Source organism: Plesiomonas sp., from assembly GCF_051652165.1.
Lineage (GTDB): Bacteria > Pseudomonadota > Gammaproteobacteria > Enterobacterales > CAMTGL01 > Plesiomonas.
In genome coordinates this window covers 24639-38459 of the sequence record NZ_JBOFTR010000003.1, presented here as the reverse complement: position 1 = coordinate 38459, position 13821 = coordinate 24639, and the positions used below count along the sequence as shown (strand labels likewise).

Here is a 13821-nt window from a genome sequence, read left to right as displayed (position 1 = left end):
AGAACGGGAAAACGGTGGCGGAGTATAGCAAGCTAATTAGTATAAAAGCAAAGAGTGTTTTTTCTTGTGTTGCATCCTAGATGCATAGCATGGGCTCTGAATCACTGCGCAACCTGTTGGAAATATGCTAATATAATTCCCTTTTTTGAGCGTGTTGATCTTGGGGCGTTATCGTCACCTCGGTCAACTCACCCATCGTCTGATTAACCACGTTAGAGCAATCATGTTAGAGAATGTGCGAATTGTCCTGGTAGAAACCTCCCACACCGGCAACATGGGGTCTACCGCGCGAGCAATGAAAACCATGGGGCTGACCAACTTATATCTGGTTAACCCAAAAGTTGAGCCAGACTCACAAGCAATTGCTCTGGCAGCAGGGGCGAGCGATGTTATCGGCCAAGCTAAAATTGTCGCATCACTCGATGAAGCTATTGGTGACTGTGGTCTGGTTATCGGCACCAGCGCCCGTTCACGTACGCTACAGTGGCCGCTGATTGAACCACGTGAATGTGGTCAGCGTATTGCCAGTGAATCAGTTCATCATCCTGTTGCTTTGGTGTTTGGCCGTGAGCGTGTTGGGCTCACCAATGAAGAGCTGCAAAAGTGCAACTATCATGTCACCATTCCTGCTAATCCTGAATATAGTTCATTGAATTTGGCGATGGCGGTACAACTGTTAGCGTATGAAATTCGTATGAATTTTCTTGAGCAAACACGCACCTCTAAAACAGATTACACTCAACAAGAGAGTGTCTATCCACTCAGTGATGATCTAGAACGCTTCTATCAACACCTCGAACAGGTGCTCACAGAAGTGAATTTTATTCGTACCGAAACGCCGAGTGCGGTAATGAGCAAATTGCGCCGCATGTATACCCGCGCGCGCCCAGAAGCGGCAGAGCTAAACATCTTGCGCGGCATGCTAACAGCAGTACAAAAAAACAAGCGTAAACAAGATAATAATCCTGAGTAAAATGGTCGGGCTTATACTTGACTGTTTTAGTCGGGAATGGCACAATATCCCTACATTTATTAGAGGATGAAGTGCCGCATGAGACTGACATCAAAAGGACGTTACGCAGTGACCGCTATGTTAGATGTGGCACTGCATTCAGAGCAAGGGCCTGTAACACTTGCTGAGATCTCCGAGCGCCAAGGGATCTCTCTTTCATACCTTGAACAGCTTTTTGCACGGCTGCGTAAACAAGGTTTAGTCAACAGCGTTCGTGGCCCTGGTGGTGGATATTTATTGGGGAAACCCTCTGAAAGTATCGCAGTAGGTATGGTGATTTCTGCGGTAGATGAATCGGTTGATGCTACTAAGTGTTTAGGAAAAGGTGACTGCCAAGGTGGTGTTCGTTGCCTGACACACACATTATGGCGCGATCTTAGCGACAGGATTAGCAGTTTTTTAAATAACATTACGTTAGCCGAGTTGATGGCAAATCAAGATGTTTTACATGTCGCTGATCGCCAAGAGAGTGCACTTCGTCATCCTGCACAAAAAACATCACTGAATACCGATGTGCAAAATATAAATTTAAGCGTTTGATTTTAAAATTAATTTTAAAATAATAAAACCTAACGAAATGTTTTGGAGCAATGAGATGAAATTGCCTATTTATCTTGATTATTCTGCAACCTGTCCAATGGACCCGCGTGTTGCCGAAAAAATGATGCAGTTTATGACGATGGATGGCACGTTTGGTAATCCAGCGTCGCGTTCGCATCGTTTCGGTTGGCAGGCAGAAGAGGCCGTTGATATTGCGCGCAATCAGATTGCCGCGCTGGTCAACGCTGATCCGCGTGAGATAGTCTTTACCTCAGGTGCAACTGAAGCAGATAACCTGGCAATTAAAGGCGTTGCTAATTTTTACGGTAAAAAAGGTAAGCACATCATTACCTGTAAAACCGAGCATAAAGCCGTGCTAGACACCTGCCGCCAGATGGAGCGTGAAGGTTTTGAGGTCACCTATCTTGATCCTGAGCCAAGTGGTTTAGTTGATCTTGATAAACTAGCCGCAGCAATGCGCGATGACACCATTTTAGTCTCTATCATGCATGTGAATAATGAGATTGGTGTGATTCAAGATATCGCGGCTATCGGTGAAATGTGCCGCAGCCGTGGAATTTTATTCCATGTTGATGCCACCCAAAGTGTGGGTAAAATTCCCGTTGATCTTTCAACTCTTAAAGTTGATTTGATGGCCTTCTCTGCACACAAAGTGTATGGCCCGAAAGGTATTGGTGCACTGTATGTCCGCCGTAAACCGCGTGTTCGTTTAGAAGCACAAATGCACGGCGGTGGACATGAGCGTGGCATGCGTTCCGGCACGCTACCCGTACATCAAATTGTTGGCATGGGTGAAGCTTACCGTATCTCTAAAGAAGAGATGGACGTTGAAATGGCGCGTATCCGCACACTGCGTGACCGTCTGCTTAATGGCCTCAAAGATATGGAAGCTGTCTATGTGAACGGCAGTCTTGAACAGCGTATGGCCGGAAACCTCAACATCAGCTTTGCCTATGTTGAAGGTGAGTCATTGATCATGGCGCTCAAAGATCTGGCTGTATCCTCAGGTTCTGCCTGTACTTCTGCCAGCCTTGAACCCTCTTATGTTTTACGCGCGCTAGGCCTCAATGATGAGCTTGCACACAGCTCTATTCGTTTCTCAATTGGCCGTTATACCACGGAAGAGCAGGTCGATTATGCCATTGAACTGTGCCGCACAGCGGTAACACGGCTGCGTGAACTTTCGCCTCTGTGGGATATGTACCAAGAAGGCGTAGATTTAAGCACTGTTGAATGGGCGCACCATTAATTTCTTACAGGATTGAGGATAGAGATCATGGCATACAGCGAAAAGGTCATTGACCACTATGAAAACCCACGTAACGTCGGCGCGTTTGATAAAAACGATGCGCAAGTTGGTAGCGGTATGGTCGGCGCTCCTGCGTGCGGCGATGTAATGAAACTGCAAATTAAAGTCAGCGAAAACGGCATCATTGAAGATGCACGCTTTAAAACTTATGGTTGCGGTTCAGCTATTGCATCAAGCTCACTGGTCACAGAGTGGGTAAAAGGCAAAAGTCTTGATGAAGCAGCGGCCATTAAAAATACCGATATTGCAGAAGAGCTAGCTCTGCCTCCGGTAAAAATTCACTGCTCTATTTTAGCGGAAGATGCAATTAAAGCCGCGATTGCTGATTATAAAAGCAAACATAACAGCGCAGAATAACCACAAAAACGAGTCAAAGGGGTTGTAGAGTAATGGCGATCACCATGAGCGAAAGCGCAGAGAACCGAGTTCGCACGTTTTTAACTAATCGTGGAAAAGGGCTAGGGTTACGCTTAGGTGTGAAAACATCAGGTTGTTCTGGCATGGCGTATGTGCTTGAGTTTGTTGATGTATTAAATGATGACGATGTCGTATTTGAAACAAACGATGTAAAGGTGATCGTTGATCAAAAAAGCCTACAATTCCTTGATGGCACAGAGTTGGATTTTGTGCGTGAAGGGTTAAATGAAGGGTTTAAATTCAATAACCCAAATGTGACAGGTGAATGTGGTTGTGGTGAAAGTTTTAATGTATAAGCGGCCACTTACCCGTGTTATTTTGTAGTCAACGCTGGGTTGTATCCACATGAACTACTTTGAATTATTTGGGCTGCCAGTCTGCTTTAAGGTCGACGGCAGCCTTTTAACATCTCACTATCGTGAGCTGCAAAAACAGAATCATCCTGATAAATTTGCAACAGCATCAGAGCGTGATCGTCTTTTGGCGGTTCAAAATGCTGCCAACATCAATGAAGGTTACCAAACACTGCGTGATCCTTTGCTGCGAGCAGAATATTTGCTGGCTCAAAATGGGATTTCATTGCATGCAGAGCAGCAGACCTTGCGTGATCCTGAGTTTTTGATGCAGCAAATGATGCTGCGTGAAGAGCTCGAAGAGATTGAGCAGGCGAGCTCCGCAGACATTGAGACGCTGCTGGGCGAATTTGAGCAACGCCTCACGGTGATGAACCGTACGCGTATGCAGCAGTTGCAAGATGATCTGGAAAAGGCGCAGTGGGATCAGGCCGCTGATCATGTGCGTAAACTTAAATTTTTAGCCAAACTCCAGCAGGAAATTGAGCGGTTAGAAGATAACCTGTTGGGGTAATAACGGAAAATAATATGGCGTTATTACAAATTGCTGAACCTGGGCAAATGGCTGCGCCGCATCAGCATCGTCTGGCAGCGGGTATTGATTTAGGCACCACAAACTCACTGGTTGCATCGGTACGCAGTGGTCAGGCACAAACCCTGCCTGATGATCAGGGGCGTCATTTGCTGCCTTCTGCTGTGTATTATGGCCATGTTGATGTGGCAACCACGCCAGAGGCTAATCCCTCTGCTGCCGTATCGCTAATGAACGGTCCACTGGTTGGATGGCATGCCCGTACGCAAGCTGCACAAGACCCTGCAAATACTCTAATCTCGGTTAAACGTTTTATGGGGCGTTCACTGGCTGATATCCAGCAGCGTTACCCGCGTTTACCGTACCGCTTTAGTGCCAGTGAAAATGGCTTACCGCAAATAGAAACTGCACAAGGCTCGGTCAATCCGGTTCAGGTTTCTGCTGAGATATTAAAAATACTGGCTGCGCGTGCCGAACAGACCCTTGGTGGTGAATTGAGTGGCGTCGTGATTACCGTTCCGGCCTACTTTGATGATGCACAGCGTCAAGGCACCAAAGATGCGGCGCGTCTTGCGGGTTTGCATGTGCTGCGTTTGCTCAACGAACCAACGGCGGCCGCGATTGCTTACGGGCTAGACTCAGGTCAAGAGGGCGTTATTGCCGTCTATGATCTGGGTGGTGGCACGTTTGATATCTCTATTTTGCGTTTATCGCGCGGTGTGTTTGAGGTATTGGCAACTGGCGGTGACTCTGCGCTGGGTGGTGATGACTTTGATCATCTGCTGGCCGATTGGCTACGTGAACAAGCAGGATTAACCAGTGCAGATGCCAGCTTACAGCGGCAACTGCTCGATGAAGCTATTCGCGCTAAAATCGCGCTGAGTGATGCTGATAGCGTCAACGTTGCTATCGCAAACTGGCAGGGTGAGTTGACCCGCGATCAGCTAGACACCCTGATTCTGCCGCTGGTTAAAAAAACATTGTTAGCTTGCCGCAGAGCACTGAAAGATGCCGCGGTCAGCAGTGATGAAGTGCAGGCTGTGGTGATGGTCGGCGGTTCAACCCGTGTTCCACTGGTGCGCGAACAAGTCGGGCACTTTTTTGGCCAAACCCCGTTAACCGCGATTGATCCAGATAAAGTGGTCGCTATTGGTGCTGGTATTCAGGCCGATATTTTGGTCGGTAATAAACCAGATGCCCAAATGCTGTTGTTGGATGTGATCCCACTTTCACTGGGCATTGAGACCATGGGGGGGCTGGTTGAGAAAATCATCCCGCGTAATACCACGATCCCAGTGGCCAGAGCACAAGAGTTTACCACTTTCAAAGATGGCCAAACGGCCATGATGGTTCATGTGGTGCAGGGTGAGCGGGAGTTAGTGGCAGATTGCCGCTCACTGGCCCGTTTTACCTTGCGCGGCATTCCCGCTATGCCGGCGGGTGGTGCACATATTCGCGTGACATATCAGGTTGATGCCGATGGGCTGCTCAGTGTCACGGCGATGGAAAAATCATCGGCAGTACAAGCTTCCATTCAGGTTAAGCCATCGTACGGGCTGAGTGATGACGAGATCGTAGCAATGCTGCGAGATTCGATGACACATGCCGAAAATGATGTGCAGGCTCGCATGCTCGCCGAGCAACGGGTGGATGCCGATCGTGTGATTGAGAGTGTGGTTGCGGCGCTGGAAAAAGATGCCAATCTGCTCTCTGCCGATGAGCTTGCCACTATCACTCAAGCACTTACCGAATTACGTGCTGTACGGCATGGTTCGATAAGCAGCGCGATTGAACAAGCAATTAAAAACGTTGATGCGGCAACCCAAGATTTTGCTGCTCGCCGTATGGATGAATCTATCCGTCATGCATTGATGGGTCACTCTGTGGACGAGATGTAGTATGCCAAAAATTGTATTTTTACCTAACCAATCACTCTGCCCTAATGGCATGGTGGTTGATGCTGCTGCCGGCGAAACCATTCTTGACGTTGCACTGCGTAACGGCATTGAAATTGAGCATGCGTGTGAAAAATCCTGTGCTTGTACCACCTGTCATTGCGTGGTGCGCGAAGGGTTTGATTCACTGGCCGAAAGTGATGAGCTAGAAGATGATATGCTGGATAAAGCATGGGGTCTTGAACCGGAAAGCCGCTTAAGCTGTCAGGCTCGTGTGGCCGATGAAGATTTAGTGGTAGATATTCCACGTTATACTGTAAACCATGCACGCGAGCATAACTGAGTCACGGCACAGAACAGGGAGTGTAATATGCAATTAACATGGAGTGACAGCCGAGAGATCGCACTGGCATTGCTCGATATCTATCCAGATACCGATCCGAAAACCGTGCGTTTTACGGATTTACACCGTTGGATCTGTGAGCTTGATGGCTTTAATGATGATCCACAACGCTCAAATGAGGCAATACTCGAAGCTATTTTATTGTGCTGGATGGATGAAAACGACTAGGTTTTTATTTTTTTGAACTTCTGATTTTTTTGATCGAATATACCGCCGTTTTAAATTGTATTTCTAATAATAGGCATTAGGGATGCAGTACAAAATAGGCGGTTTTTTTATATCTAAATATAGATGTTATCTATATTACAGAGAATGTCGCTTCGATAATAATGATTAAAGAGTCACTCTATTTTCAAATAACAGTGCTATATATCCTCATAATAGGCTTGTTAGTGTTATGTTAGCTTGCAAAAGAGTGTCACATTATTCAGGAAATTATGCTAACAATAAACAACCTGCTATAGGATTTGTGCTACTCATAGCGAATATTAACGCATACAGTTTTACTGATGTTTCATCATATCAGTATGAATATATACACAAACTTAGCTAAGGATGCCCCATGTCTGATGTAATGTCTGTCTTTTTATCGTATGAACCTGCGGCCCGTTGTTGGGGAGAAAAAGCCCTGATCAGTATGAGTGAGCAGGGGATCAACATTCACTTAAACGGTGATCAGCAGTACGAAACTGTACAGCGTGCTGCACGTAAGTTAGACTCTCAGGGGATTCGAAATGTCATTTTGTTAGGGGATGAGTGGTCGAGTGAGTATTGCTGGGCATTTCATCAAGGGTTTCGTGCAAGTAAAGGTGAGCGTCAGCTAACATTTCCCTCTTTACCTGCAGATCAACATCATGAGCTTACTGCTCGTATAACTTGTACCGATTGGGTACGTGATACCATTAATTTGTCAGCAGAAGAGTTAGGCCCGCAACAATTAGCGTCACGTGCTGGAAGCTTTTTAAAAAGTATAGGCGGTGAGCATATCAATTTTAAAGTGATTACTGGTTCTGATTTACGTGAACAAGGTTATCACGGGATCTACACTGTTGGTCGTGGTTCTGATCGTATTCCCGCTATGCTGCAGCTTGATTTTAACCCAACAGGGCTGGCTGATGCACCCGTAATGGCATGCTTGGTAGGGAAAGGTATTACCTTTGACTCCGGTGGTTATAGTTTAAAGCAAAGCAGTTTTATGGATTCGATGAAATCAGATATGGGTGGTGCTGCATTAGCAACAGGTGCTTTAGGATTGGCTATTGCTCGTGGTCTGAGTCAGCGAGTAAAACTGTATTTATGTTGTGCTGAGAATATGGTCAGTGGTAGTGCTTACAAACTAGGAGATATCATTCACTACCGTAATGGCAAAACGGTGGAAATTTTAAATACAGATGCTGAAGGGCGTTTGGTTTTAGCTGATGGCTTACTGGATGCTGATCAGCAAAATGCAGCTCTTATTATTGATTGTGCAACACTCACAGGTGCAGCAAAAACAGCATTAGGTAATGACTATCACGCTGTTTTTAGTTTTGATGATCAGCTTAGTCAACAAATGCTTGCCGCTGCTGAAGAAGAGCATGAAGCATTCTGGCGTTTACCATTAGCAGAGTTTCACCGTCAGCAATTACCATCGAATTTTGCAGATTTATGCAATATCTCAACAGCAGCATATACTGCCGGTGCAAGCACAGCAGCAGGCTTCTTGTCACATTTCTTAAATGATTATAAGCATAACTGGTTACACCTTGACTGTTCGGCAACGTATCGGAAATCAGCGACTGATCTTTGGTCTGTCGGTGCTACAGGTATTGGTGTTCGCTCATTAGCAAATCTGCTCTTAAAGCGTACTGAGCAAATAACGCATTCAATGTCAGTATAAGCGATAGACATTATAGTATAACTATGTGTTCTATTATGTGCTGATATTTGCTATTTTCATAATAAATAGGGTCATATGATTAGACGTAGACCCTATTTTAATTTCTATAATAAAAATAACATTATGTGATTAAATTAATTGTTCACGTTAATTTTATGTTTGTATAATGTATTCTATGCAGGTGCGAAAAGTCAGTTTGGTGTTGTTTGAATAATATAAACACAATTATCAAATAACTTTTCTTGTTTCAATGCATCATGCTGCGTATCGTATATATTCCGATAATAATTATGATGAATTTAAAATAGGACATCACACCCATGGCTCTTGAACAAACCTTCTCTATTATTAAACCAGATGCTGTTGCTAAAAATCTTATTGGCGCTATTTACTCTCGTTTTGAAGCAGCAGGCTTGAAAATTGTAGCAGCAAAGATGCTTCATTTGACTTCAGAACAAGCTGGCGGTTTTTACGCAGAGCATGAAGGGAAGCCGTTTTACGATGATTTAGTCACTTTTATGACTTCAGGCCCAATTATGGTTCAAGTATTAGAAGGTGAAGATGCTGTGCGTCGTCATCGTGAAATTATGGGGGCAACTAATCCCGCACAAGCACAAGCAGGAACGTTGCGTGCTAATTATGCTGAAAGCATGAGTTGTAATGCAGTACATGGTTCTGATGCTGTTGCTTCAGCTGCACGTGAAATAGCGTACTTTTTTGCAGAAAGTGAAGTGTTCACTCGCTAAAATTATTCGTACTTAATACATTTTGCAAAAAGAGATATTGATATATTCTCTTTTTGTCAATATTAAGAGCTTAAGCATACAAGCCTCATGATAGTCTCATTGGGTTTGTATGCTTTTAAAGATTAGCTAAATTCTTGTGTTACCATAGCAAACAGACTCATTCCACACTGACTTAAAATAATATTTTGTTTTTATTACCGGGTTCACTCAATAAAAATAGCCAATATGTTTTTGTACGCATTTTTCATGCATGCTTTTAGGTGAGTTACTGCATTTTATTCTTTTATCTCTCATCTCTTTAGCCACAGAAACGTTTTATTGTGATTTTTTAGTATTAAAATCAATGTGTTGTTTATCTTTGCTTTCCCTGGTGGCAATCATTTATTTTATGGTAAAGCACGTTGTCGTGTACTGCTTAATAATGCGTGAGAGTTATATATAATCCCAATTATGGCAATAATGATAAGCGAAAGCGATGATACAATACCGAGTATTTTCGATGACTTTCCTGTTGAAAAGTAACTGATCGTTATTATATACATTGAGAGAATAGAAAGATCTAAAATCATCCAGGCGATAGACAATATCGTTAAGCTTATTGTCATGTTATCTGTTATCGCTATAAATTGAGGAAAGAATGAGACAAAAAAAAGAATATCTTTAGGGTTTGATATTGCCACTAAAAAAACATGCGAAAATCCACTTCGCTGATAATGTTTTTCATGTGCCTCTTCATGTTGTTCTCGTGCAGATAAAATTAAAGCCTGTATTGATGAGTAAGCAATGTAGAGAGACCCTATAATACCTAAAACAGACAAAAAAAGGTTATTAACAGAAACAATGCCGGTCAATACGAATGCTGAAAACGCAATAAGAATTAAAGATGCTGCATTTGTACCTAGTGCTGTTTTTAATGCTACTAATCGGCCTTGTGTGGCTGCTGTTCCGGTAATGAGCGCGACAACAGGGCCTGGTGTTAACAACAACAGTAATACCGATAATATAAATGTAAAAAATAGAGAGTGGTTTAGCATAGAGAAAATCCTTTATCGTATTTTCAATGGGCATGTGGGTATTATGGGATAACGGTGTTCGTGCAAAGTATATTTTTCACACTCTCTATAAACTGCTTATACTCTACGCTATTTCACACTTAGTTCTCCATCTATCATAAGATCTAATTTGGTTTTTTACTGATAGACAAAAAACATGACGTTAGACACGGTCATGTTACTCGTGTGAGTGTTAACTGTTTATTTGTTGTTTTATTTATTATGAAATTTGCCAAGTGCTTCATAAACGACATGATAAGTTTTCGCGCTCTTCATTTTCTTTTGTGATAAATCCATAAAAATAGAGTGTTCTATATTCATTTTAATTATTGATAGTGAGCCGTGTTCGCTATCTCATCTTGATGAGCCATAAATCGCGCAGTATTTTAATGTGTGTAATTAAATATGAAGGTATATCGCAGAGGGGTTTTTTGTTGTTTATTGAGTGATATGGATGAAAATTGAACAATATAATTTTGCTTTAGTATAATAGTGGTAGTGCTATTAGGCCGTGATCATTGAGCAACACGACATTGATATCACGCATAAGTGACACAGGTTTACCATTTTATGTTCAAGACTTTTTAGTATCTCAGTGGAAAGCCTATCCTAAACTTTGTACAATGCCGCGCCTTTGCTGCTTGCAAAGCGCCGTTGTTTTTCCTTTCAACGCCATAACGTGTAATAACGAGGCTACTATGTCCAACACCAAAATTAATCTTTTAGATCTAAACCGTGAAGCCATGCGGGCTTTTTTTGCTGAAATGGGCGAAAAGCCGTTCCGTGCGGATCAGGTCATGAAATGGATCTATCACTTTGGCTGCGATGATTTCGATGCCATGACCAATATCAACAAGGTGTTGCGCAGTAAACTGAAAGAGAAAGCAGAAATTCGAGCGCCAGAAATTGTAGAAGAACAACGTTCTGCTGACGGTACAATTAAGTGGGCACTGTTAGTTGGGGATCAAAGAGTTGAGACTGTCTATATTCCTGAGAGTGATCGCGCAACCCTATGTGTGTCATCACAAGTCGGTTGTGCCTTGGAGTGTACTTTTTGTTCAACGGCCCAACAGGGTTTTAACCGTAATTTAAAAGTTTCTGAAATTATTGGCCAAGTATGGCGCGCTGCAAAAACGGTGGGCCCTGTTGCACATCATAGTGGTCAGCGCCCTATTACCAATGTGGTAATGATGGGGATGGGTGAACCATTATTGAACTTTAATAATGTGATTCCTGCGATGGAGATCATGTTAGATGATTTCGGATTTGGGCTATCAAAACGTCGTGTTACTCTATCTACGTCAGGCGTTGTTCCAGCATTAGATAAGTTAGGGGATGTTATTGATGTGGCTCTGGCTATTTCTCTGCATGCACCTACAGATGATGTACGTGATGAAATTGTCCCAATCAATCGTAAGTACAATATCGAAACATTTTTAGCCTCTGTACGTGGTTATTTAGCTAAATCGAATGCAAATCAAGGCCGTGTTACGGTTGAATATGTGATGCTGGATCATATCAACGACAGTACTGATCAAGCACATCAGCTTGCTGAGTGCTTGAAAGACACACCGTGTAAGATTAACCTCATCCCATGGAATCCGTTTCCGGGAGCGCCATATGGCCGTAGCTCAAATAGCCGGATTGACCGTTTCTCTAAAGTGTTAATGGAATATGGTTTAACCGTTATTGTACGTAAAACACGGGGTGATGATATTGATGCTGCTTGTGGTCAACTTGCCGGAGAGGTTATTGACCGAACAAAGCGGGTATTGAAGAAGCAAACGCTTGGTGAACCTATTAGTGTGAAATCCGTCTGATTGTTAGACACTGTATTTTCTGTTTGTATAGTAGCAAGGTAGCGATAATAAAGCATGAAGCTAAAGCCTATATTACATGCAGCGTTTTTTTCTGTTTTACTGTCAGGGTGTGTAAGCTCGGCAGCGGATAAAGATCCCATTAACGCGACTGATGCCGCGCAAGCGCGCATCAATCTTGGTTTAGGGTATTTGAATCAGGGCGAGATGGTCTTAGCTCGACAGAATTTAGAGCGTGCGCTAAGTTTTGCACCCAACGATTATCGGGTATACATGGCAATGGCTTACTATCATCAGCGTGTTGGTGAAGTCAAAAATGCCGAACTCGATTATGTTAAGGCATTGCGTTTATCCCCTAAAAATGGCGATATACTCAATAACTACGGTGCTTTTTTGTGTGCACAAGGTCAATATACCCAAGCAGAAGCGCAATTCAATGCTGCATTGAGTGTTCCGAATTATTACCGAACCGCAGATAGCCTAGAGAATTTAGGCTTATGTGCGATGCGTGCAGGTAATAAACAAAAAGCAGAAGATTATCTTGTTCGTGCACTTAAGCACGAACCGGTAAAAGGGGCCCGTCTCATGTTATTAGCTGAAAATGAGCTAAAATCAGGCAGGTCTACGTATGCTGAATTTATGCTTACTACCTATGATCGCGTATTGCCAGTCACAGCTGATAGTTTATGGATGCATATCCGTATAGCAAAAAAACAAGGTGCGTTAAATCTTGTGAATCAGTACGGTCAGCAAATGGCTCGCGAGTTCCCTCAATCTCAACGCTACCAGCAGTTTTTAGCCAATGAATACTGAAGCCCAATATGATGAAAATACGCTGACACCTGGTCAGCGTTTGCGCCAGGCGCGTGAAAAACTCGGTTATTCTCAGGCACAAGTGGCAGAGCGTTTGTGTTTGAAACACTCCGTTGTACGTGCATTGGAAGATGATAATTTAGCCTCTGGTTTAGCACCCACATTTATTCGTGGCTATGTGCGATCATATGCACGATTAGTCAACTTACCTGAAAAAGAGATGGTTGCAGCAATTAATGCAGTATTACCTGCAGAGCCAACACCACATGTCTCGATGCAAAGTTTCTCCAGTAAAAAAGAGCGTCGTAGCCATGATAATCGGTTAATGCTATTTACTTGGGTATTACTTTTTGTCGTGATCAGTCTAACCGGCTTATGGTGGTGGCAAAATCATCAAGCACAGCAAGCTGATGTAGACAAAATGACCAGTAGTTTACCTCTTGAAGCCTCTATTTCAGGGGATACAGACAAAAGCACTGAAGAGATGAGTAAACATAGTCGCCCTATTACGGCTCAACTCAGTGAAAAGAGCGGAACGACAAACAGTGTTGCACAGGTAGAATCTGTACCAACATCTGCATCCGCTGCAGAGACATCAACAGTTGGCACGGTTGTGAACACTGCGGGTATAGCAGCAACACAAACTCAAACTCAAACAAGTGCCCCTGTTGCTAACACACAAGTTACTCAAGCACCAAATATGCCTTCAACATCGTTGAGTGCGGCAACAGAGAGCACAGCCACAGAGCAAGTGATACCTGCAACTACAGAGGCAGCAACTGCAGGGTTAAAACTCCATTTTACGGGGGACTGTTGGCTTGAAGTTAAAGATGCAACCGGTAAGAAGTTGACCAGTGGCTTACAAAAGCAAGGCGCAACATTAACATTGTCAGGTACAGAGCCTTATCGCTTAACTATTGGTGCTCCAGCCGCAGTTAGCCTTGATTACAATGGAAAACCGGTTGATCTACGCCGTTATGCTACGAGCGGCCGTGTTGCTCGCTTTAGCTTACCTTTAACGGAGTAATAGCT

At 43.6% G+C, this 13821-nt stretch carries 15 protein-coding genes; 14 read left to right on the top strand and 1 reads right to left on the bottom strand.

Annotated features, from left to right (window positions below):
- Positions 1-223: 223 nt before the first annotated feature.
- The 11 genes from trmJ to ndk all read left to right on the top strand — a co-directional run bounded on the left by trmJ (position 224) and on the right by ndk (position 9107).
- A complete protein-coding gene (trmJ, locus tag ACRC53_RS01480; RefSeq protein WP_438641813.1) occupies positions 224-973 on the top strand; it encodes a tRNA (cytosine(32)/uridine(32)-2'-O)-methyltransferase TrmJ in 750 nt (249 codons plus the stop codon).
- 78 nt (positions 974-1051) lie between these two features.
- Positions 1052-1552, top strand: coding sequence for a Fe-S cluster assembly transcriptional regulator IscR (iscR, locus tag ACRC53_RS01475; RefSeq protein WP_438641812.1), 501 nt, complete (start codon positions 1052-1054; stop codon positions 1550-1552).
- A gap of 55 nt (positions 1553-1607) precedes the next feature.
- Entirely contained in the window at positions 1608-2822 is a 1215-nt protein-coding gene (locus tag ACRC53_RS01470) for an IscS subfamily cysteine desulfurase (RefSeq protein WP_438641811.1), read from the top strand.
- Between the two features lie 27 nt (positions 2823-2849).
- Positions 2850-3239, top strand: a complete 390-nt coding sequence (gene iscU, locus ACRC53_RS01465; RefSeq protein WP_438623610.1) for a Fe-S cluster assembly scaffold IscU — start codon at positions 2850-2852, stop codon at positions 3237-3239.
- A gap of 32 nt (positions 3240-3271) precedes the next feature.
- The gene (gene iscA, locus ACRC53_RS01460) at positions 3272-3595 is read left to right on the top strand and encodes an iron-sulfur cluster assembly protein IscA (RefSeq protein WP_438641810.1); all 324 of its coding nucleotides are present in this window, start codon (positions 3272-3274) and stop codon (positions 3593-3595) included.
- 49 nt (positions 3596-3644) lie between these two features.
- A complete protein-coding gene (gene hscB / locus ACRC53_RS01455) occupies positions 3645-4166 on the top strand; it encodes a co-chaperone HscB (protein ID WP_438641809.1) in 522 nt (173 codons plus the stop codon).
- 14 nt (positions 4167-4180) lie between these two features.
- A complete protein-coding gene (hscA, locus tag ACRC53_RS01450) occupies positions 4181-6082 on the top strand; it encodes a Fe-S protein assembly chaperone HscA (RefSeq protein ID WP_438641808.1) in 1902 nt (633 codons plus the stop codon).
- Position 6083: 1 nt separating this feature from the next.
- Positions 6084-6422 (top strand): ISC system 2Fe-2S type ferredoxin, encoded by a 339-nt coding sequence (fdx, locus tag ACRC53_RS01445; RefSeq protein ID WP_438641807.1) that lies wholly within the window; start codon positions 6084-6086, stop codon positions 6420-6422.
- 27 nt (positions 6423-6449) lie between these two features.
- Positions 6450-6650: a Fe-S cluster assembly protein IscX gene (gene iscX / locus ACRC53_RS01440; RefSeq protein WP_438641806.1), complete on the top strand. Its 201-nt coding sequence runs from the start codon at positions 6450-6452 to the stop codon at positions 6648-6650.
- Between the two features lie 394 nt (positions 6651-7044).
- Positions 7045-8361 carry an aminopeptidase PepB gene (pepB, locus tag ACRC53_RS01435; RefSeq protein WP_438641805.1) on the top strand — a complete coding sequence of 439 codons (1317 nt, stop codon included), beginning with the start codon at positions 7045-7047 and terminating at the stop codon, positions 8359-8361.
- Positions 8362-8681: 320 nt separating this feature from the next.
- The gene (ndk, locus tag ACRC53_RS01430; protein ID WP_438641804.1) at positions 8682-9107 is read left to right on the top strand and encodes a nucleoside-diphosphate kinase; all 426 of its coding nucleotides are present in this window, start codon (positions 8682-8684) and stop codon (positions 9105-9107) included.
- Between the two features lie 386 nt (positions 9108-9493).
- Here ndk and ACRC53_RS01425 read toward each other — a convergent pair whose 3' ends face one another.
- A complete protein-coding gene (locus ACRC53_RS01425; RefSeq protein ID WP_438641803.1) occupies positions 9494-10141 on the bottom strand; it encodes a LysE family translocator in 648 nt (215 codons plus the stop codon).
- Between the two features lie 716 nt (positions 10142-10857).
- Here ACRC53_RS01425 and ACRC53_RS01420 point away from each other — a divergent pair.
- Genes ACRC53_RS01420 through rodZ form a run of 3 tightly spaced genes read left to right on the top strand, consistent with a single transcriptional unit; the run spans position 10858 to position 13816 of the window.
- The gene (locus ACRC53_RS01420; protein WP_438641802.1) at positions 10858-11979 is read left to right on the top strand and encodes a bifunctional tRNA (adenosine(37)-C2)-methyltransferase TrmG/ribosomal RNA large subunit methyltransferase RlmN; all 1122 of its coding nucleotides are present in this window, start codon (positions 10858-10860) and stop codon (positions 11977-11979) included.
- Between the two features lie 54 nt (positions 11980-12033).
- A complete protein-coding gene (gene pilW / locus ACRC53_RS01415) occupies positions 12034-12789 on the top strand; it encodes a type IV pilus biogenesis/stability protein PilW (protein WP_438641801.1) in 756 nt (251 codons plus the stop codon).
- Entirely contained in the window at positions 12779-13816 is a 1038-nt protein-coding gene (rodZ, locus tag ACRC53_RS01410) for a cytoskeleton protein RodZ (RefSeq protein WP_438641800.1), read from the top strand. The genes pilW and rodZ overlap by 11 nt, the downstream gene beginning before the upstream one ends.
- Positions 13817-13821: the final 5 nt, after the last annotated feature.

Excerpts from the sequence above, each read along its gene's own strand:
- ACRC53_RS01420 (WP_438641802.1), top strand. The coding sequence starts at position 10,858 with ATGTCCAACACCAAAATTAATCTTTTAGATCTAAACCGTGAAGCCATG.
- rodZ (WP_438641800.1), top strand. The coding sequence starts at position 12,779 with ATGAATACTGAAGCCCAATATGATGAAAATACGCTGACACCTGGTCAG.
- ACRC53_RS01470 (WP_438641811.1), top strand. The coding sequence starts at position 1,608 with ATGAAATTGCCTATTTATCTTGATTATTCTGCAACCTGTCCAATGGAC.
- pilW (WP_438641801.1), top strand. The coding sequence starts at position 12,034 with ATGAAGCTAAAGCCTATATTACATGCAGCGTTTTTTTCTGTTTTACTG.
- ndk (WP_438641804.1), top strand. The coding sequence starts at position 8,682 with ATGGCTCTTGAACAAACCTTCTCTATTATTAAACCAGATGCTGTTGCT.
- iscR (WP_438641812.1), top strand. The coding sequence starts at position 1,052 with ATGAGACTGACATCAAAAGGACGTTACGCAGTGACCGCTATGTTAGAT.
- iscX (WP_438641806.1), top strand. The coding sequence starts at position 6,450 with ATGCAATTAACATGGAGTGACAGCCGAGAGATCGCACTGGCATTGCTC.
- hscA (WP_438641808.1), top strand. The coding sequence starts at position 4,181 with ATGGCGTTATTACAAATTGCTGAACCTGGGCAAATGGCTGCGCCGCAT.
- iscU (WP_438623610.1), top strand. The coding sequence starts at position 2,850 with ATGGCATACAGCGAAAAGGTCATTGACCACTATGAAAACCCACGTAAC.
- fdx (WP_438641807.1), top strand. The coding sequence starts at position 6,084 with ATGCCAAAAATTGTATTTTTACCTAACCAATCACTCTGCCCTAATGGC.
- trmJ (WP_438641813.1), top strand. The coding sequence starts at position 224 with ATGTTAGAGAATGTGCGAATTGTCCTGGTAGAAACCTCCCACACCGGC.
- pepB (WP_438641805.1), top strand. The coding sequence starts at position 7,045 with ATGTCTGATGTAATGTCTGTCTTTTTATCGTATGAACCTGCGGCCCGT.
- iscA (WP_438641810.1), top strand. The coding sequence starts at position 3,272 with ATGGCGATCACCATGAGCGAAAGCGCAGAGAACCGAGTTCGCACGTTT.
- ACRC53_RS01425 (WP_438641803.1), bottom strand. The coding sequence starts at position 10,141 with ATGCTAAACCACTCTCTATTTTTTACATTTATATTATCGGTATTACTG.
- hscB (WP_438641809.1), top strand. The coding sequence starts at position 3,645 with ATGAACTACTTTGAATTATTTGGGCTGCCAGTCTGCTTTAAGGTCGAC.